Source organism: Streptomyces sp. NPDC048637, from assembly GCF_040650675.1.
Lineage (GTDB): Bacteria > Actinomycetota > Actinomycetes > Streptomycetales > Streptomycetaceae > Streptomyces.
Genome location: NZ_JBEZHQ010000023.1, coordinates 124,260 through 143,022, shown reverse-complemented (window position 1 = coordinate 143,022; position 18,763 = coordinate 124,260). Strand labels below are relative to the sequence as shown.

17 protein-coding genes are annotated in these 18,763 nt (G+C 71.1%); 3 read left to right on the top strand and 14 right to left on the bottom strand.

The window, feature by feature from the left end; all coding sequences use genetic code 11:
• Positions 1-155: 155 nt before the first annotated feature.
• The 13 genes from pgi to AB0C46_RS26220 form a co-directional block, all read right to left on the bottom strand.
• Positions 156-1,808 (bottom strand): glucose-6-phosphate isomerase, encoded by a 1,653-nt coding sequence (gene pgi / locus AB0C46_RS26280; RefSeq protein WP_362830731.1) that lies wholly within the window; start codon positions 1,806-1,808, stop codon positions 156-158.
• A 57-nt stretch (positions 1,809-1,865) separates the two neighbouring features.
• On the bottom strand, positions 1,866-3,167 hold the full coding sequence (locus AB0C46_RS26275) for an MFS transporter (RefSeq protein WP_362830725.1): 1,302 nt from the start codon (positions 3,165-3,167) through the stop codon (positions 1,866-1,868).
• 212 nt (positions 3,168-3,379) lie between these two features.
• On the bottom strand, positions 3,380-3,715 hold the full coding sequence (locus AB0C46_RS26270) for an RNA polymerase-binding protein RbpA (protein WP_078518748.1): 336 nt from the start codon (positions 3,713-3,715) through the stop codon (positions 3,380-3,382).
• Positions 3,716-3,870: 155 nt separating this feature from the next.
• Entirely contained in the window at positions 3,871-4,107 is a 237-nt protein-coding gene (gene secG, locus AB0C46_RS26265; RefSeq protein ID WP_018091876.1) for a preprotein translocase subunit SecG, read from the bottom strand.
• 140 nt (positions 4,108-4,247) lie between these two features.
• Positions 4,248-5,024 carry a triose-phosphate isomerase gene (gene tpiA / locus AB0C46_RS26260; protein ID WP_362830724.1) on the bottom strand — a complete coding sequence of 259 codons (777 nt, stop codon included), beginning with the start codon at positions 5,022-5,024 and terminating at the stop codon, positions 4,248-4,250.
• Positions 5,025-5,029: 5 nt separating this feature from the next.
• Positions 5,030-6,232: a phosphoglycerate kinase gene (locus AB0C46_RS26255; protein WP_362830723.1), complete on the bottom strand. Its 1,203-nt coding sequence runs from the start codon at positions 6,230-6,232 to the stop codon at positions 5,030-5,032.
• 114 nt (positions 6,233-6,346) lie between these two features.
• Positions 6,347-7,351, bottom strand: a complete 1,005-nt coding sequence (gene gap / locus AB0C46_RS26250; RefSeq protein WP_362830722.1) for a type I glyceraldehyde-3-phosphate dehydrogenase — start codon at positions 7,349-7,351, stop codon at positions 6,347-6,349.
• A gap of 313 nt (positions 7,352-7,664) precedes the next feature.
• Entirely contained in the window at positions 7,665-8,654 is a 990-nt protein-coding gene (whiA, locus tag AB0C46_RS26245; RefSeq protein WP_018091880.1) for a DNA-binding protein WhiA, read from the bottom strand.
• On the bottom strand, positions 8,645-9,706 hold the full coding sequence (yvcK, locus tag AB0C46_RS26240) for a uridine diphosphate-N-acetylglucosamine-binding protein YvcK (RefSeq protein WP_362830720.1): 1,062 nt from the start codon (positions 9,704-9,706) through the stop codon (positions 8,645-8,647). Before yvcK ends, whiA begins: the two co-directional genes overlap by 10 nt.
• Positions 9,703-10,647, bottom strand: a complete 945-nt coding sequence (rapZ, locus tag AB0C46_RS26235; RefSeq protein WP_362830718.1) for an RNase adapter RapZ — start codon at positions 10,645-10,647, stop codon at positions 9,703-9,705. The genes yvcK and rapZ overlap by 4 nt, the downstream gene beginning before the upstream one ends.
• Positions 10,644-12,734: an excinuclease ABC subunit UvrC gene (uvrC, locus tag AB0C46_RS26230; RefSeq protein ID WP_362830717.1), complete on the bottom strand. Its 2,091-nt coding sequence runs from the start codon at positions 12,732-12,734 to the stop codon at positions 10,644-10,646. The genes rapZ and uvrC overlap by 4 nt, the downstream gene beginning before the upstream one ends.
• A 463-nt stretch (positions 12,735-13,197) precedes the next feature.
• Complete coding sequence (locus tag AB0C46_RS26225) at positions 13,198-14,091, bottom strand: hypothetical protein (RefSeq protein WP_362830715.1); 894 nt, start codon at positions 14,089-14,091, stop codon at positions 13,198-13,200.
• Positions 14,092-14,095: 4 nt separating this feature from the next.
• On the bottom strand, positions 14,096-14,746 hold the full coding sequence (locus AB0C46_RS26220; protein WP_362830714.1) for a papain-like cysteine protease family protein: 651 nt from the start codon (positions 14,744-14,746) through the stop codon (positions 14,096-14,098).
• A 240-nt stretch (positions 14,747-14,986) separates the two neighbouring features.
• Between AB0C46_RS26220 and AB0C46_RS26215 the strand changes: the two genes are divergently transcribed.
• The gene (locus AB0C46_RS26215; protein WP_362830713.1) at positions 14,987-15,925 is read left to right on the top strand and encodes a hypothetical protein; all 939 of its coding nucleotides are present in this window, start codon (positions 14,987-14,989) and stop codon (positions 15,923-15,925) included.
• A 28-nt stretch (positions 15,926-15,953) separates the two neighbouring features.
• Here AB0C46_RS26215 and AB0C46_RS26210 read toward each other — a convergent pair whose 3' ends face one another.
• On the bottom strand, positions 15,954-16,367 hold the full coding sequence (locus AB0C46_RS26210; protein ID WP_362830711.1) for a Rieske (2Fe-2S) protein: 414 nt from the start codon (positions 16,365-16,367) through the stop codon (positions 15,954-15,956).
• Between the two features lie 227 nt (positions 16,368-16,594).
• Here AB0C46_RS26210 and AB0C46_RS26205 point away from each other — a divergent pair, with 227 nt between their 5' ends.
• The gene (locus AB0C46_RS26205) at positions 16,595-17,653 is read left to right on the top strand and encodes a LacI family DNA-binding transcriptional regulator (protein WP_362830710.1); all 1,059 of its coding nucleotides are present in this window, start codon (positions 16,595-16,597) and stop codon (positions 17,651-17,653) included.
• Positions 17,650-18,663, top strand: a complete 1,014-nt coding sequence (locus tag AB0C46_RS26200; protein WP_362830709.1) for a carbohydrate kinase — start codon at positions 17,650-17,652, stop codon at positions 18,661-18,663. Before AB0C46_RS26205 ends, AB0C46_RS26200 begins: the two co-directional genes overlap by 4 nt.
• Positions 18,664-18,763: the final 100 nt, after the last annotated feature.

Here is an 18,763-nt window from a genome sequence, read left to right as displayed (position 1 = left end):
GCGTCCTCCCCAAACGACAACGTCGGCCTTCAAGACCCCAACCGGGCCTTGAAGGCCGACGTCACGCTCGGCCCCGGATTAACCAACGGCATCCCCTTCCTTGAGGGTGCGGGGCCTACGGCGTCAGCGCGGCGGTCCTGCGGCGCTCCCGGGCATCAACGCCCGCGCAGCTCCCGGTACTTGGCGACCAGACCGGCCGTGGAGGCGTCCAGACCGGGCACCTCGGCGCCCTCGGTCAGAGCCGGTTCGACGCGCTTGGCGAGGACCTTGCCCAGCTCGACGCCCCACTGGTCGAAGGAGTCGATGTTCCACACCGCGCCCTGGACGAACACCTTGTGCTCGTAGAGGGCGATCAACTGGCCCAGCACGGACGGGCTGAGCTCAGCGGCCAGGATGGTGGTGGTGGGGCGGTTGCCCGGGAACGTCTTGTGCGGCACCAGTTCCTCGGCCACGCCCTCGGCGCGCACCTCGTCCGGCGTCTTGCCGAAGGCCAGCGCCTGGCCCTGGGCGAAGAGATTGGCCATCAGCAGATCGTGCTGGGCGACCAGCCCCGGCTGCAGATCGGCGACCGGCGCGGCGAAACCGATGAGGTCGGCCGGGATCATCTTGGTGCCCTGGTGCAGCAGCTGGTAGTAGGCGTGCTGGCCGTTCGTCCCGGGCGTACCCCAGACGACGGGCCCCGTCTGCCAGCCGACCCGGTTGCCCTGGCGGTCCACGGACTTGCCGTTGGACTCCATGTCCAGCTGCTGGAGATAGGCCGTGAACTTGGAGAGGTAGTGGCTGTAGGGCAGTACGGCATGCGACTGGGCATCCCAGAAGTTGCCGTACCAGACACCGAGCAGGCCCAGCAGCAGCGGGGCGTTCTCCGCCGGCGGGGCGGTGCGGAAGTGCTCGTCGACGAGGTGGAAGCCGGCCAGCATCTCGCGGAAGCGCTCCGGGCCGATCGCGATCATCAGCGACAGGCCGATCGCGGAGTCGAAGGAGTAGCGCCCGCCGACCCAGTCCCAGAACTCGAACATGTTGTCCGTGTCGATGCCGAACTCCGCCACTTTCCCGGCGTTGGTCGACAGCGCCACGAAGTGCTTGGCGACGGCCTCTCCCCCGGCCCTCAGGCCGGTCAGCAGCCAGTCCCGGGCCGAGGTGGCGTTGGTGATCGTCTCGATGGTGGTGAAGGTCTTCGAGGCGATGATGAACAGCGTCTCGGCCGGGTCCAGATCACGGATCGCCTCATGCAGATCGGCGCCGTCCACATTGGAGACGAAGCGGAACTGCATGTCCCGGTGGGTGTAGGCACGCAGCGCCTCGTACGCCATCGCCGGGCCCAGGTCCGAACCGCCGATACCGATGTTGACGACGGTCTTGATGCGCTTGCCGGTGTGGCCCTTCCAGTCGCCGGAGCGGACCCGGTCGCAGAAGGTGCCCATCCTCGTCAGGACGTGCTGCACGCCGGGGACGACGTTCTCGCCGTCGCTCGTGATGACCGCCGAGCCGGGCGCGCGCAGCGCGGTGTGCAGCACGGAGCGCTGCTCGGTGATGTTGATCTTTTCGCCGCGGAACATCGCGTCCCGCAGCTCGGCCACACCGGTCGCCGCGGCCAGCTCGCGCAGCAGCCCCAGCGTCTCGTCGGTGACCAGGTGCTTGGAGTAGTCCAGGTGCAGATCGCCGACCTGGAGGGTGTAGCGCCCGGCGCGCGCGGGATCCCGCTCGAACAGCTCGCGCAGATGCACCTCCGCCAGCTGCTCCCGGTGCTTGCTCAGCGCGGTCCACTCAGGCATCTGATCGAGCCTGCTGCGGCCTTCTGCGTTCATCTCGGACATCAGCCTTCTTCATCTCGTACCGGCCCCGCCATCTCCCAACCTAATTGATCAGCGCGCGGTAGGAGGTATCTGTCCGCCGCCGGACGGGGCACCGTCGGGGGGCTGAAGAACAGGTGTCAACGCGACCGTCCCCAGGGCCAGCAGGGCGGCGGCCAGCAGCGCGGGGGCGTTCGGGCCGAACGCCGTGGCGGCCGCACCGCCGCACAGCGCGCCGAGCGGTGTCCCGGCGACCGAGACCGTACGGAAGGCGGCGCTGATCCTGCCGAGCATCCCGGCCGGACTCCGCTGCTGCACAACCGTGGTCTCCAGGACGTTCCACACCATGCCGGCGAGCCCGAACAGCCCCAGCAGCAGGGCCGCGAGCCAGACCGTACGCAGCGTCCCGAGGCCCACCAGGGTCACGGCCTGGAGCACCCCGGCGAGCAGCAGGGTGCGGCCCCGGCCGCCCACGGCAGCGATGATCCGGCCCGCGAGGAGCCCGCCCAGGACCATGCCGATGCCGTAGCCGATGGTCACCACGACGTACCCGGAGTCCCCGGCGCCCAGCCAGCCCTTGATGACCACCACCAGGGTCGCGATCAGCGCGCCGATGCCGACATTGCCCAGCGCCACCGACACACAGACGGCACGCAGCACCCGGTCGCGCCACAACTGCCGTATCCCCTCGGCTATTTCGCGCCGGAGGGTGCGCCCGGCGGTGACCGGCTTCCCGGCCGGTGGGCCGGTGCGCAAGGAGGCGACGAGGGCAGCCGCGACGAGGTAGGTGGCCGCGTCAGCCAGGAACGGGAGTGCGGCGCCGAGCGCGAGCAGCACCGGGGCCAGCGGGCCGCCGAGGAACCGCCCGGCCAGCTCCTGACCGGTCATCAACCGGGCGTTGGCGGCGGCCGGCGCCTCCTTGGGCACCACCGCGGGCAACAGGGCCGTGGCGGCGTTGTCGAACAGTGTCTGGAGGGTGGTGAGCGCGAAGGACAGCGCCAACAGCAGCGCAATGCTTGCCCGGTCGAGCGCCACGGCCAGCGCGAACCCGGCCACCAGCACCCCGCGCAGCACATCGACGGCCCACATCGCGCGCCGCTGGTCCACCCGGTCGGCCACGGCTCCGCCCAGCAGCCCGAAGAACAGCCACGGAACGAAGCCGCAGGCCGTGACGAGCGAGATCAGCAGCGGCGAATCGGTCAGGGCGTAGGCGAGCAACGGCAGCGCCGTGCCACGCAGCGCGTCACCGAAGCGGGAGACCACGGCGGCGATCCACAGCCGCCCGAAGCCGCCGCGCCAGGCAAGCGCGCCCACCGCCGCCGCCCGGCCCGCTTTTGTGACTGTCCCGCCCGCTTCCGTCCCGCTGTCTGCCATGCCGTCCCCCGTCCGCATCGTGTGCGTACGAAAAACGGTACGGGCAGCCACTGACAGTGACCCTCGGGCGACTTCCCCATCCGCTACCTCAGATGCGACCCGCAGGCCCTACGGGGGACGCGTATCGCCCGGGAGGGAGCACCGACGCGGAAGGCCCGGCCGGAGGGGGCGTGTCCCCTCCGGCCGGGCCGACCGAGAAATGTGCTGGTCCGTCAGATCTCGCCGCGGAGCTTGGCGAGCGCCTCCGCGAGGATCGCCTCACCGTCGGCGTCACTGCGACGCTCGCGGACGTAGGCGAGGTGGGTCTTGTACGGCTCGGTGCGCGGCGGGTCCGGCGGGCTCTCCCGGTCCTTGCCTGCCGGGAAACCACAGCGCGGGCAGTCCCAGGTGTCCGGAACCTGCGCATCGCCGGCGAAGCTGGGCTGCGTCTCGTGCCCGTTGGAGCACCAGAAGGAGATGCGGGTGCGCGGCGCGGACTCGCCGCGCTCGGCCTCCCCCATCGGCCCCGCCCCGACCCGACTTCCTCGGATCGCGTTGCCACTTGCCACGGTCGTAACTCCCTGCGTAATGGTGCTGCACAGCCTCTCGCAGCAGCTGCGCTGCGGAACGCCCCAGTCTACGTAAGGCCCAACGCGCGTCCAGTGGCTGGAGTTACCCGTCCGAGGACGCCACCCTCATGTTAAGCCGCGCCTCCGACGCTGCGTCAGTTGCTGAGCTTCATCAGAATGCCGAGCGCGACAATGCAGGCGAACCACAGCAGACCCACCACGATGGTGATGCGGTCGAGGTTGCGCTCGGCGACCGAGGAGCCACCGACCGAGGACTGCATGCCGCCACCGAACATGTCGGACAGACCGCCGCCCTTCCCCTTGTGCATGAGCACCAGCATCATCAGCAGCAGGCTGAAGACGATGAGGGCGATCGAGAACCCGATGACCACGGCTGGACCAACTCTCTAGGACTGACGGACGGACGTATGGATCACGATATACAGAACAAATGATGCGGGGCCGGGGCGGTGCTGCTGCACCGGTCCCGGCCCCGACAGGGTACGACGAGGGCTCCCCCTCGTCATAGCTGCTACTGGTCGCGGAAACGGACGATCTTCACAAACTCGTCCGCGTCGAGCGCCGCGCCGCCGATCAGTGCGCCGTCGACATCGGGCTGCGCCATGATCGCCGCGACATTGCCGGACTTGACCGAGCCGCCGTACTGGATGCGGACCTTGTCGGCCAGCTCCTGGCTGTAGAGCTCGGCGAGGCGGCCGCGGATCGCACCACAGACCTCCTGCGCGTCCTCGGGGGTGGCGACCTCGCCGGTGCCGATGGCCCACACCGGCTCGTAGGCGATCACGATGGTCTCGGCCTGCTCGGCCGGAACGTCCGCCAGACCGCCGTCGACCTGGGCGAGGGTGTGCGCGACCTGGTTGCCGGCCTTGCGGACCTCCAGGCCCTCACCGACGCACAGGATCGGGGTGATGCCGTTCTTGAAGGCGGCCTTGACCTTGGCGTTGCAGATCTCTTCGTTCTCGCCGTGGTACTGGCGGCGCTCGCTGTGGCCGACGGCCACGTACGCGCACTTGAGCTTGGCGAGCATCGAGCCGGAGATCTCACCGGTGTAGGCACCGGAGTCGTGCGCGGAGAGATCCTGGGCGCCGTACTTGATCTTGAGCTTGTCGCCGTCGACCAGCGTCTGCACCGACCGCAGATCGGTGAAGGGCGGCAGGACCGCGACCTCTACGGCGTCGAAGTCCTTGTCGGCAAGGGCGAAGGCGAGCTTCTGGACGTGGGCGATGGCCTCGAGGTGGTTGAGGTTCATCTTCCAGTTGCCCGCCATCAGCGGGGTACGGTCAGTCACGTTGTTCAGTCCTCCAGAGCGGCGAGGCCGGGGAGCGTCTTGCCTTCGAGGTATTCGAGGCTGGCGCCACCGCCGGTCGAAATGTGGCCGAATGCAGTCTCGTCGAAGCCCAGCAGGCGCACGGCGGCGGCCGAGTCACCGCCGCCGACGACGGTGAAGGCGGGCGAGTCCAGCAGCGCCTGGGCGACGGCCTTGGTGCCGTCGGCGTAGTCGGGGTGCTCGAAGACACCCATCGGCCCGTTCCAGAAGACGGTGCCCGCGTCGGCGACCTTCGCGGCGTAGAGCTCGCGGGTCTTCGGGCCGATGTCCAGGCCCTCCTTGTCGGCCGGGATGGCGTCCGCGGCGACGGTGTCGGGGTGCGCCGGGGCCTTCGTCTTGAGGTCCGGGAATTCGGCGGAGACCAGCACGTCGACGGGGAGCACGAACTCCACGCCGCGCTTCTCGGCCCGCGCCAGGTACTCCAGGCAGGCCGGGACCTGGTCCTCCTGGAGCAGCGAGATGCCCACCTCGTGGCCCTTGGCCTTGAGGAAGGTGTACGCCATCCCGCCGCCGACCAGGATGCGGTCGGCCTTCTCGATCAGCTGGTCGATGACGGCCAGCTTGTCGGAGACCTTGGCGCCGCCCAGCGCGACGACGTAGGGGCGCTTGACGTCGTCGGTGAGCTTCTTCAGGACCGCGACCTCGGTGGCGATCAGGTCGCCGGCCGCGTGCGGAAGACGCTGCGGCAGGTCGTACACGGAGGCGTGCCTGCGGTGCACTGCGCCGAAGCCATCACCCACGTACACGTCCGCGAGAGCGGCGAGCTGGTCGGCGAAGGCGCCGCGCTCGGCATCGTCCTTGCTGGTCTCGCCCGCGTTGAAGCGGAGGTTCTCCAGCACGGCAACCTGGCCGGCGGCCAGGCCCGCGACCACGGACCGGGCGGACTCGCCGACCGTGTCGGCCGCGAACGCCACGTCCTGCCCGAGGATTTCACCCAGCCGCGCGGCCGCGGGGGCCAGCGAGAAGGCCGGGTCCGGGGCGCCCTTGGGACGGCCCAGGTGCGAGGCGACGATCACCTTGGCGCCGCGCTCGACGAGCTTGGCGATCGTCGGGGCGACGGCACGGATCCGGCCGTCGTCGGTGATGGTGGTGCCGTCCAGCGGCACGTTCAGGTCGGCGCGGACAAAGACGCGCTCGCCGGCGACCTGGAGGTCGTCGATCGTCTTCATGAGGAGTGACTCCGTGTTTGCGTAGATCGGCCACGGGACGGGGCCCGTACGACGCTTCCTCGCGTCGTACGAGCCCCGACCTCACATCTCGTTGCCTCGGGTGTCAACCAGCGATCAGAGCTGGCCGCCGACGAAGGTGGTCAGGTCCACCAGGCGGTTGGAGTAGCCCCACTCGTTGTCGTACCAGCCGACGACCTTGACCTGCTTGCCCTGCGACATCGTCAGGGAGGAGTCAAAGGTGCAGGAGGCCGGGAAGTTCACGATGTCCGAGGAGACGATCGGGTCCTCGGTGTACTCCAGGATGCCCTTGAGCTGGCCCTCGGCGGCCTTCTGGAAGGCGGCGTTGATCTCGTCCTTGCTGACCTCGCGGTCGAGCTCCAGGACCAGGTCGGTGACCGAGCCGGTGGGGACCGGGACGCGCATGGCGATGCCGTCCAGCTTGCCCTTGAGCTGCGGGAGGACCAGGGCGGTGGCCTTGGCGGCACCGGTCGAGGTCGGGATGATGTTCTCCGCGGCGGCGCGGGCGCGGCGCAGGTCGCTGTGCGGGAAGTCCAGGATGCGCTGGTCGTTGGTGTACGCGTGGACCGTGGTCATCAGGCCCTTGACGATGCCGAAGTTCTCGTCGAGAACCTTCGCCATCGGCGCCACACAGTTGGTGGTGCAGGAGGCGTTGGAGATGACGTGGTGCTTGGCCGCGTCGTACTTGTCGTTGTTGACGCCCATCACGATCGTGATGTCCTCGTCCTTGGCGGGCGCGGAGATCAGGACCTTCTTGGCACCGGCCTGGAGGTGCTTCTCGGCGTCGGCCTTCTTGGTGAAGATGCCGGTCGACTCGATGACGATGTCGGCGCCGAGCTCCCCCCAGGGGAGGTTCGCCGGGTCGCGCTCGGCCATCGTCTTGAAGGTCTGGTTGCCGACCGTGATGGTGTCGTCGGTGTGGCTGACGTCCTGCTTGAGGCGACCCAGGATGGTGTCGTACTTCAGCAGGTGGACCAGGGTGGCGTTGTCGGTCAGGTCGTTGACACCGACGATCTCGATGTCCGCACCCTGCTCCAGGAGCGCGCGGAAGTAGTTGCGACCAATGCGGCCGAATCCGTTGATGCCTACGCGGATCGTCACGAACCGATCTCCTCGTTAGGTGCGCCGATGGGGTACCGGCGAGCTGTATGGGCTGTCCCCGACCGCCTCCGACCCTACCCCCAATAAGAGACGTACGTGACATTGACAAACGGGCCTTCGACCCCTCAAACGAGCAGCCACAGAAGGGCTCCCGGCCCCTCAAACGAGCGAGCCCAGAAGCACTCCCGGCCCCTCAGACGAGCGGTTTGAACTGCCCTCGTGCGCGCCCGCCCGCGCCTCCCCGGACGGCACCGTTTCGGAAGTGACGCCGGGGGCGCGAGGGGATGCCCGGTGGGGTGCGAGGCACCGGTCGTCAGCCGACCATGCCCTCGGCGAGTTCCTCGGTGAGGTTGGACTCGGTGCCGGGAATGCCCAGGTCCTGGGCGCGCTTGTCGGCCATCGCCAGCAGTCGGCGGATCCGGCCGGCGACCGCGTCCTTGGTCAGCGGCGGGTCGGCGAGGGCGCCCAGCTCCTCCAGCGAGGCCTGCTTGTGCTCCATGCGCAGCCGGCCGGCCGCCGCGAGGTGCTCGGGGACCTCCTCGCCCAGGATCTCCAGGGCCCGCTGGACCCGGGCGCCCGCGGCGACCGCGGCGCGCGCCGAGCGGCGGAGGTTGGCGTCGTCGAAGTTGGCGAGGCGGTTGGCGGTGGCGCGGACCTCGCGGCGCATCCGCCGCTCCTCCCACGCGAGCACCGACTCATGGGCGCCGAGCCGGGTCAGCAGGGCACCGATCGCGTCACCGTCACGGACGACGACACGGTCCACGCCGCGCACCTCACGGGCCTTGGCGCCGATGCCGAGCCGGCGGGCGGCGCCGACCAGGGCGAGCGCCGCCTCGGGCCCGGGGCAGGTGACCTCCAGGGACGAGGAGCGGCCCGGCTCGGTCAGTGAGCCGTGGGCCAGGAAGGCGCCGCGCCAGGCCGCCTCGGCGTCACAGGTCGCGCCGGAGACCACCTGTGGAGGGAGTCCGCGGATGGGGCGGCCGCGGCCGTCCACCAGGCCGGTCTGGCGCGCCAGCTGATCACCGCCGGCCACGACGCGTACGACGTAGCGGCTGCCGCGCCGCAGGCCGCCGGGGGCCATCACCACCAGGTCGGAGCTGTGCCCGAAGATCTCCAGGATGTCCTTGCGCAGCCGCCGGGCGGCGATGCCCGTGTCCAGCTCCGCCTCGATCACGATGCGTCCGCTGACCAGGTGCAGACCGCCCGCGAACCGCAGGATCGACGAGACCTCCGACTTCCGGCAGCAGGTCCGGGTGACGGGGAGCCGGGAGATTTCATCCTTCACCGCTGCCGTCATCGCCATGGGCCGATCCTTCCATGCATCCGAAAAATACGGTCGTACGCGGCTGCCAGCAGCTCCGGGTCGTGCCGGTCGGGGGCTCCCCCGGCACTCGACCGGGTGTCGTCTCCTTGTGCGGCGACCGCCGCCAGCTCGACCTCGCTGCCGACCAGCTGCTTGGCGGCAACCGTCAGACCTTCGATGTCGGGCACGGCGGCCTTGTCGGCCAGCACCACGTCGAAGGCGAGTTTAGGGGCGTGTCGGGCCAAAACCTCCAAATGACGCTGCGGGGAGAAGCCATCGGTTTCGCCCGGTTGGGGCGCAAGGTTGAGCGAAAGGACCTTTCGGGCCTTGGTCTCCTCCAGTGCCTCACGCAACTCCGGCACCAGCAGATGCGGAATCACGGAGGAGAACCAGGAGCCGGGGCCGAGCACCACCCAGTCGGCGTCCCGCACCGCGGCGACCGCCTCGGGGACGGCCGGCGGGTCCTCGGGGACCACATGGACGGACTGGACCTCGCCGCGGGTGAGCGCGACGGTGGCCTGGCCGCGGACCGTCGTGATCTCGTCCGGCCGGTCCTGGGCATGGCCCCGCACCTGGGCCTGGAGCTCCAGGGGCACCGCCGACATGGGCAGCACCCGGCCGTGCGCGCCGAGCAGCTTGCCGACCAGGTCGAGTGCCTGGACATGGTCGCCGAGCTGCTCCCACAGGGCGACGATCAGCAGATTGCCGACCGCGTGGTCGTGCAGCTCGCCCTCGCTCTGGAAGCGGTGCTGGATCACCCGGGACCAGGTCTGGCCCCAGTCGTCGTCGCCGCACAGCGCGGCCAGCGCCTTGCGCAGATCGCCGGGCGGCAGCACGCCCAGCTCGTCGCGGAGCCGGCCGCTGGAGCCGCCGTCGTCGGCGACCGTGACGACGGCGGTCAGATCACCGGTGATACGGCGCAGCGCGGTCAGCGAGGCGGACAGGCCCATGCCGCCGCCCAGCGCCACCACCTTGGGGGTGGCCCCCTTCGTCATGCGGCCGCTGGGGACGAATCGGCGGACCCGGCGCAGCCGCGGTGTACGCCCGCTCACTCGCGCCCCATGTCCCGGTGGACAACGACGGTTTCCACCCCTTCGGACACCAGGCGGAGGGCGAGCTTCTCGGACATCGCGACGCTGCGGTGCTTACCGCCCGTGCAGCCCACGGCGATGGTCACATAGCGCTTGCCCTCACGGCGGTAGCCCTCGGCGACGATCCGCAGCAGCTCGGCGTAGCCGTCCAGGAACTCCTTGGAGCCGGGCTGGCTAAAGACGTAATGGGAGACCTCGTCGTTGAGACCGGTGAACGGGCGCAGCTCGGGGACCCAGTGCGGATTGGGGATGAAGCGGCAGTCGATGACCATGTCGGCGTCGACCGGGAGGCCGTATTTGAAGCCGAAGGACATGACCGTGGCGCGCAGCTCGGGGACCTCCTCGCCCGCGAACTGGGCGTCCATCTTGGCGCGCAGTTCGTGGACGTTGAGGCTGGAGGTGTCGATGACCAGGTCGGCGTCGCCGCGCAGCTCGCGCAGCAGATCGCGTTCGGCGGCGATGCCGTCGACGATCCGGCCGTCGCCCTGGAGGGGGTGCGGGCGGCGCACCGATTCGAAGCGGCGCACCAGGGCCTCGTCGGAGGACTCCAGGAAGACGATGCGGCGCTTGACGTTCTGCGCGTCGAGAGTGGCCAGCGATTCCTTGAGGTTGGCGAAGAAGCGGCGGCCGCGGACGTCGACGACGACCGCGATCCGGGCGACATTGCCCTGCGAGCGGGCGCCCAGCTCGACCATCGGGGCGATCAGCTCGGGCGGGATGTTGTCGACGACGAACCAGCCGAGGTCCTCCAGGCACTTCGCGGCCGTGCTGCGGCCGGCGCCGGACATCCCGGAGATGATCACCAACTCGGGGATCGCGGCGCTCTCGCCCTGGTCGGTCGTGCCCGTACTCACCTGTGCACCGTCTCTCTCGGTTTCCTGCTCTTCGTGCGGTGTACTCATCGGTCCTGCCCCCGTTCTGCTGACAACGCGGCCGGTGGGGCCCCGTCATCCTCAATGATCTCTCCTGTGGCGGTGTTCACCGCGGGGGCGGACGGTGCCGCCCCGGCCAGCGCCGCGGCGACCGTCTCCGCGGTCTTGCGTCCGACGCCCGGGACCTCGCAGATCTCGTCGACCGTCGCGGCCCGCAGCTTCTTCAGCGAGCCGAAGTGCTTGAGCAGTGCCTGGCGGCGGGTGTCGCCCAGCCCGGCGACGGCGTCGAGCGGCGAGGACTTCAGCCGCTTGGTGCGCTTGCTGCGCTGGTAGGTGAGGGCGAAGCGGTGTGCCTCGTCGCGGACACGCTGAAGGAGGTAGAGACCCTCGCTGCTGCGCGGCAGCACCACCGGGTCGTCGTCCTCGGGCAGCCAGACCTCTTCGAGGCGCTTGGCCAGGCCGCAGACCGCGACATCGTCGATACCGAGCTCGTCCAGGGCCCGGCGGGCGGCCGCGACCTGCGGGGCACCGCCGTCGACGACCACGAGCTGGGGTGGGTAGGCGAACCGCTTGGGGCGGCCGTCCTCGTCGGTCGGGCGGCCGGCCAGGGGGTCCGGCTCGGGATCGTCCATGGGCGCCGTGACGGTGGCGGCCGTGGCGCCGTTGTCGTCGACGCGGGCGTCCTCGGCCGGCTCCTCCGTCCACTCGCCGGCCTTCTGCTTCTCCTGGAGATAGCGCTTGAAGCGGCGGCCGATGACCTCGTGCATGGACCGGACATCGTCCTGGCCCTGGAAGGTCTTGATCTGGAAGCGGCGGTATTCGCTCTTCCGGGCGAGACCGTCCTCGAACACCACCATCGAGGCGACGACGTCATCGCCCTGGAGGTGGGAGATGTCGAAGCACTCGATACGCAGCGGCACCGAATCCAGCCCGAGGGCCTCGGCGATCTCCTCCAGGGCGCGCGAGCGGGTGGTCAGGTCGGAGGCGCGCTTGGTCTTGTGCAGCGCCAGGGCCTGCTGGGCGTTGCGGGCGACCGTCGCCATCAGGTCCTTCTTGTCGCCGCGCTGCGGGATGCGCAGTGAGACCTGGGAGCCGCGGCGCTCGGAGAGCCACTGGGCGATCGGCTCGACGGGCTCGGGGAGCGCCGGGACCAGGACCTCCTTGGGGACGGCGTCGCCCCGCTCCTCGCCGTACAGCTGCTGGAGGGCGTGCTCGACGAGGTCGCCGGTGGTGACGGCCTCAACCTTGTCGGTGACCCAGCCGCGCTGGCCGCGCACCCGGCCGCCGCGGACATGGAAGATCTGGACGGCGGCTTCCAGCTCGTCCTCGGCGACGGCGATCAGATCGGCGTCGGTGGCATCGGCGAGCACCACCGCGCTCTTCTCCATGGCCCGCCTGAGCGCCCCTATGTCGTCACGCAGCCGGGCGGCGCGCTCGTACTCCATCTCCTCTGCCGCGTCCTGCATCTGACGCTCCAGACGGCGGATGTACGCGCCGGTCCGGCCGGCCATGAAGTCGCAGAACTCCTCGGCCAGTTCCTGGTGTTCCTCGGCGGAGATCCGGCCGACGCAGGGGGCCGAGCACTTGCCGATGTAGCCGAGCAGGCAGGGGCGGCCGATCTGGGCGGAGCGCTTGAAGACACCGGCGGAGCACGTCCGTACGGGGAAGACACGGAGCATCAGGTCGACGGTCTCGCGGATGGCCCACGCGTGTCCGTAGGGACCGAAGTAGCGCACGCCCTTCTTCTTGGCGCCGCGCATGACCTGGACGCGCGGGAACTCCTCGTTGAGGGTCACCGCGAGATACGGATAGCTCTTGTCGTCACGGTACTTGACGTTGAATCGGGGGTCGAACTCCTTGATCCAGGTGTATTCGAGCTGGAGCGCCTCGACCTCGGTGGTGACGACGGTCCACTCCACGGAGGCGGCGGTGGTGACCATCGTGCGGGTACGCGGATGGAGGCCGGCCAGGTCCTGGAAGTAGTTGGCCAGCCGCTGGCGCAGGCTCTTGGCCTTGCCGACATAGATGACCCGGCCGTGCTCGTCGCGGAACTTATAGACCCCCGGCGAGTCGGGGATCTGTCCCGGCTTGGGTCGATAGCTGCTGGGGTCTGCCATGCACACCACCCTACTGACCGCCACCGACAATCACGGTTCCCGGACCACCCCCGTTCCCGGCCGGGCGGCGGGGGCGGCGGGGACCTTGGCCGGTACTCCGCCATCGGCGGGGCGGCGGGGCGGCGGGCGGCTGTGGCGCAGGGCGTCCGCCGGGACCGGGCGTCCTTCGGAACCGGGCATCCATCCGGACCGGGTGTCCCTCGGGGCCGCTGCGCGGTGCCCCCGGCCGCGTGGGCAGGGCGGCGGGCAGATCGTGCAGGTCATGGGCGCGCTGATCGTGCGGGCGCGGGCGGACCGTGCGGGTCGTGAGGGTCGCCGGGGCGCCGGGTCGGTTCGCGAGGCGGCTGCATCCCCCCACCCCCGAACCCACCCCCGCCCCCTCCCCCGAAGGGGGAGAGGGGGAGGGGGCGGGGGAAGACCGGCCCGCCGCACGGACGGCGTGCGACGGGCAGGCGTACAGGGTTCAGCCGCTGCGTCGCCGGCGCAGGGCCGCCGCGGCGGACAGTCCCAGGGCCAGCAGGGCGGCGGCGCCCGCCACGGACGTGGCCGCGGTCACCGGCAGGCTGTCGTCCGTGAACGCACCCGCCGTGACGGGCTGCTGGGCCTGCGCCGGCCGGCCCTGGGGGCCCTCGGCGCCGGCGGCGGCCTCCTCCGGCCCGTAGCCGCCGGCCTCACCGCGCCGGTCGTACGCGGAGCCCGGCAGCTTGTCCCCGTAGGCCTTCGCCACCCGCTTCCGGTAGGCGGCGACGGTGGTGCCGTGCGCCCCGACGGCCTTGCGGGCGTCGGCGTCCAGTGGCTCGATCCGGTCGCCGCGCTGCACGTACCAGGCGTTGATCTGCGGCTCGTGGAACACCGTGCCGCTCTTCGACCGGGTGGCCCCGGCCGCGGTGTAGCGGGTCTCGTCATCGCCGTCGGCGATGTTGACGACCTTCCAGGCGGCGCCCTGCCGCACGGTCCATACGGAGGCCGTGCGGCCGTCGGCGGCGACGGCCTTGCTGGCGAGGAACTCCAGGCGGGCGACGGGAGCCGTGGTCCTGCCGCGTACGAAGTCCGGGGACAGGACGTAGACGGGGACGGTGCCGCCCTCGATGTGCGGGGCGGCCTGCGCGGTGCCGGGGGCCACGGCCGGCGCCCCGCCGCGCTTGCGGTCGGCGGCGAAGAAGCGGGCGAGGGTGTCCAGCGTCGCGGGGGCGGCGGCCGCATCGTGGGCGGCGGCGATGCTCGCGCGGGCAGGGGCCTGGGGTGTGGGGACGGGTGCGGCCAGTGCGGCAGGTGGGGCGAGGCCGATGAGGGTGGTCGCGAACGCTCCTGTGGCGACGGCGCGAAGGGTGGTGCGGACGGCGGTGCGCTTCGTCATGACCTCAGGCTCCTATCCGGTAGAGGGAGTGCGTCCAGGAGAAGGAGCTACCGTTCACGTAGTAGTCGAAATCGCCCCAGTTGTAGCGGGAGTTGGTCGCCCAGGGATCACCCCAGTAAATCCAGTTCCGCTCTGTGTCATAGCCATAGACCACGTGCATATGGCCGCCGCCGGAGGACCACTGGATGCGGGTCTCGACGGGACGGTTGGCGGCGATCTCGCTCTGCACGGTGTCGTAGCGGAGCCAGCCGGTCACATAGGAGCCGGAGTTGATGCCCATCCAGTTGAGGGCGGTCTGCACATTGCCGAGGGTGGCCTGGTCGTTGGGGCAGGTGCTGCCCTGCTGGCGGTTGAAGGCGGCGTTGCAGAACTGGTTCTGGCTGTAGTTCCTGCCGTACCAGGTCGCGATGGTGTTGCCGGAAGCGGCCCAGCACCAGTTGGTGTTCTCCTGGGCCTGCATGGAGATGTTGAGGCGGTTGGCGGCGAGGCGCGGGGCGGCGGCCGCGTCCGCGGCGGTAGCGGCGTGCGCCGGGGGCGCGAGGGGCGCGGCAGAGGCGACGGTCGCGCTCGTGAGCAGGGTCAGTGCGGCGGTGGTGAGCGCTGCGGCCGACAGCCATCTGCGGCGGGAACGGCGTGCGTGGGGTGCACGGGTCATGGCGTTCCTCCCGAACAGGGGGGTGAGGGGTGAGAGGAGCGCATCCGGATGCTGCTGAGGAGCATCGGGTGTTGTCGCAGGCAGGTCAACACGCTTCAATGCGGGATGACATGGGGGTGTGGACGCACGGGCCCGGATGTGAACGGCCGATGCCCGGCGTACTGCAGTGAACAGGAAGGCAGAGCGTGCAGCGCGCGATCCGGTTGTGAACGTTCACCCGCGCGCCGGAGGAATGAGGCAATGGCACAGAACACTCCGCAGTCGGCCGAACTGGCACAACTGCTGCAGACCGGCCCGTTCCATCTCGCGCTGCGGTCCGCGCTCACCGAGCGCGGACTCGCGCTCACCCGTGTCCAGCACAAGCTCGCCCAGCGTGGCATCACCATCGGTGTGACCAGCCTGAGCTACTGGCAGCAGGGCGCCCGGCGGCCGCAGCGCCCCGAGTCGCTGCGCGCGGTGCGCGCCCTGGAGGAGGTCCTGGACCTGCCCGCGCACTCGCTGCACCGGCTGCTGGTGCCGGAGGGCGCCGCCCGCCCGGAGGCCGAGCGGCCGGTCGCCCGCACGTACCGCTCCCTGGTGGCGCCCGCCGCCGCGCTGCAGGAACTGTTCACCGAACTGGAGACACCCGCGGACGGCGGGCTGCACACCGTGGGCCATCACGAGCGGGTCGCCATCGGTCCCGAGCATCAGCTCCTCGCCCGCGAATCGCTCCAGGTGGTCCGGGCCCACCGGGACGGCGTGGACCGCTATATCGCCATTCACCGGGGCGAGTCGGGCTGCGAGACGTCCCGGGTGCGGGTGCGGGCCGCGGAGAACTGCCGGCTGGGCCGGGTCCGCGGGCACGCCGAGACCGGGGTGGTGGTCGCCGAGCTGCTCTTCGACGCCCGGCTGCGGGCCGGTGACACCCATGTCTTCGGTTACGTCTTCGAGGACGGCAGCGGCGGTCCGAGCACCGAGTATCTGCGCGGCTTCAGCTTCGCCGGCGGACAGTACGTCCTTCAGGTGCGCTTCGACGACGCGGCGCTGCCGGTGCGCTGCCGCCGCTTCGCCCAGACCTCCGCGGGCGCCCCGCGCAGCGGTCAGCAGGAGCTGACGCTCAGCGGACGGCACCGCGCCGTGCACCTCGTGGAGCAGGGGGTGCGGCCCGGGATACTGGGCATCGCCTGGGACTGGGGATGAGTCCCCGCGGTGCCTGCGGGCCGGCGACTCAGCCCGCGATCAGCTTGCCGTCCTTGGTCCTGACCGGGACCTCGGGCAGCGGCTCGGACGCCGGACCCTGGATGACCTTGCCGGTGGTGACGTCGAAGCGGCTGCCGTGGCAGGGGCAGCTGCCCTCCTTCTTCTCGACGTCGGACAGGATGCAGCCGGCGTGGGTGCACTTGGCGCTGAAGCACTTGTATGTGCCCTTGGCGGGCTGCGACACGACGAGCCGGTCCTCGCGGTAGAGCTTGGCGCCGCCGACCGGCACCGCGGCGGCGGTCCCGAGTTCGACCGGCCCGTCGGGCACCGCCGAGGCGTTCGCGCCCGAGTCCCCCGGTGAGCAGGCCGCCAGCCCGAAGCCGGCGGCCCCGGCGAGCGCGGCCCCCCGCAGCACGGTTCGGCGGTCGGGGGACTGGCTCATGGCTGCTCCAGAGGTCAGGGGGTCAGAGGCCGGCGGCTCCCGACGATACCGGCGCAGATCGTTCCGGTTCCGCCCGGGCCGGGCGCCCGGTCGACAGCCGTGCGTAAACGCTTACGTAAGCGTTTACGTATAGGGTCGGGTGCTCGTAGGGTGGGGGACTTCGCGGGACGAGGCCCTGGGAGGCCGGGGCACCGCCGTGGTGCCGCACACGCGGGAGGAAGAGCCGGATGACGACGATGGTGGATGTGGCGCGGCGGGCCGGGGTCTCGGTCGCCACGGTCTCGCATGTGCTGAACGAGACCCGGCCGGTACGCCCCGGCACCCGTGCCGCGGTGCTCGGCGCCATCGACGAGCTCGGCTACACCCACAACACCCTGGCCCGCTCCCTGGTCACCTCCCGCACCCGCTCGATCGGTCTTGCGGTCTCCGCGATCAGCAACCCGTACTTCACCGAGATCCTCCAGGGCGTCGAGGCCGGCGCCCTCGCGGCCGGCTACAGCCTGCTGATCGCCGATCCGCACGACGACCCACGGCATGAGCGTGAGGTCGTCCGGCTGCTGCACGAGCGACGTGTGGACGGCATGATCGTCGCGCCGTCAGCGGAGCCCGCGGAGATGGTGGAGTACCTGGGCCGGCGCCAGGTGCCGACGGTCTTCCTGGACCGGCTGGTCGGCGACGGCCATGACCAGGTGTGCGCCGAGAACACCGGCCCGATGCGTCAACTGGTCGAGCATCTGGCCGACTTGGGACACACCCGGATCGGCCTGGTGGCCGGCCTCCCCGGGCTGAGCACCACCACCGAGCGGGTCGAGGGCTACCGCGCGGGGCTGCGCGCCCGCGGTCTGCCGTTCGCGCCCGGACTCCTCGCCGGCGGCAACTCCGAGGCGGCGGGTGCCCAGGACGCCACCCGGCAGCTGCTCGCCGCGGCGGAACCGCCCACCGCGGTCATCACCGCGAACAACGCGATGACCATTGGCGCGCTGCGGGCGCTGCGCGAGCTGGGCCGGGAGGTGCCCCGCGATACGGCGCTGGCCTGCTTCGACGACTTCTCGTGGGCGGAGCTGTTCACGCCCCGGCTGACCGCGATCGCCCAGCCCAGCAAGGATCTCGGGGCGGCGGCGGTCCGGCTGCTGCTGGAGCGTCTGGAGGAGCCGGACCGGCCCCCGCGCACCATCCGCCTCCCCTGCACCTTTGTGCACCGTACGTCGTGCGGCTGCGCCGAACCCGCCCCGGACACGCACCCGGCCGCACCCCAGGCCTCCCAGGAAAGGAACCGCACCCCGTGATCGTCGTCGCCGGCGAGGCGCTGATCGACCTCGTCCCCAGCCCGCAGAGCCCCCTCCCGGCCTCCCCCCACGACGGGGCCCCCTCCGCCACCCCTGACGGCCCGTTGCCGGCGTTGCTGCCGCGGCGCGGCGGCGGCCCGTACAACACCGCGGTCGCGCTGGGGCGGCTGGGCTCCCCCGCCGCGTTCTGCTCCCGGATCTCCACCGACTCCTTCGGCGAGGCACTGCTGGACGGGCTGCGCGGCGGTGGCGTGGACACCTCCCTGGTGCAGCGCGGCGGTGAGCCGACCACCCTTGCCGTGGCGGACATCAGCCCGGACGGGTCGGCGGGCTACGGCTTCTATGCCGACGGCACCGCCGACCGGCTCTTCACCCTGCCGCCGGCGCTGCCCGCCGGGGTCCGGGCGCTCTCCCTCGGCACCTGCTCGCTCGTCCTGGAGCCGGGCGCGACTGCGTATGAGTCCCTGCTGCGCCGCGAGGCCCGGCGCGGGGTCTTCACGGCCCTCGACCCCAACATCCGGCCCGGTCTGATCCCCGATCCGGATGCCTACCGGGCCCGCTTCCGCTCCTGGCTGCCCGACGTCGCCCTGCTGAAGCTCTCCGAGGAGGACGCCCTGTGGCTGGCGGGTTCCGGTGAGGGGCCGTGCGGTGCCGTGGGCGGGGGCCGGGACACGGTCACCGCGGCGGCGAAGGGGTGGCTGGCCGCGGGGCCCGCGGCAATCGTGCTCACCCATGGCGGGGACGGTCTGACGGTGCTGACCCCGGGCGGCGGCACGCTGACGGTGCCCGGCGAACGGGTCACCGTCGTCGACACCATCGGCGCCGGCGACACGGTCAACGCCGCGCTGCTGCACCGTCTGGACGCCCACGACGCCCTCTCGCGCACCGCCGTCGCCGCCCTCGGGGCCGAGGAATGGCAGGACATCCTGCGCTTCGCCGCCCGCGCGGCCGCTGTCACCTGCTCGCGGGCAGGCGCGGAGCCGCCGTTCGCCGCGGAGTTGGCGGCGTAGCACGGAGGGGGCGCGGGGGGGGAGAGAGACAGAGCGCGGAGACGCAGCGCGGAGACGCAGCACGGAGACGCAGCACGGGGACGCAGCACGGGGACGCAGC

Coding starts and splice junctions, on each gene's coding strand:
- pgi (WP_362830731.1), bottom strand. CDS start 1,808: ATGAACGCAGAAGGCCGCAGCAGGCTCGATCAGATGCCTGAGTGGACC.
- AB0C46_RS26275 (WP_362830725.1), bottom strand. CDS start 3,167: ATGGCAGACAGCGGGACGGAAGCGGGCGGGACAGTCACAAAAGCGGGC.
- AB0C46_RS26255 (WP_362830723.1), bottom strand. CDS start 6,232: ATGAAGACGATCGACGACCTCCAGGTCGCCGGCGAGCGCGTCTTTGTC.
- whiA (WP_018091880.1), bottom strand. CDS start 8,654: ATGGCGATGACGGCAGCGGTGAAGGATGAAATCTCCCGGCTCCCCGTC.
- rapZ (WP_362830718.1), bottom strand. CDS start 10,647: ATGAGTACACCGCACGAAGAGCAGGAAACCGAGAGAGACGGTGCACAG.
- uvrC (WP_362830717.1), bottom strand. CDS start 12,734: ATGGCAGACCCCAGCAGCTATCGACCCAAGCCGGGACAGATCCCCGAC.
- AB0C46_RS26225 (WP_362830715.1), bottom strand. CDS start 14,091: ATGACGAAGCGCACCGCCGTCCGCACCACCCTTCGCGCCGTCGCCACA.
- AB0C46_RS26220 (WP_362830714.1), bottom strand. CDS start 14,746: ATGACCCGTGCACCCCACGCACGCCGTTCCCGCCGCAGATGGCTGTCG.
- AB0C46_RS26215 (WP_362830713.1), top strand. CDS start 14,987: ATGGCACAGAACACTCCGCAGTCGGCCGAACTGGCACAACTGCTGCAG.
- AB0C46_RS26210 (WP_362830711.1), bottom strand. CDS start 16,367: ATGAGCCAGTCCCCCGACCGCCGAACCGTGCTGCGGGGGGCCGCGCTC.
- AB0C46_RS26205 (WP_362830710.1), top strand. CDS start 16,595: ATGACGACGATGGTGGATGTGGCGCGGCGGGCCGGGGTCTCGGTCGCC.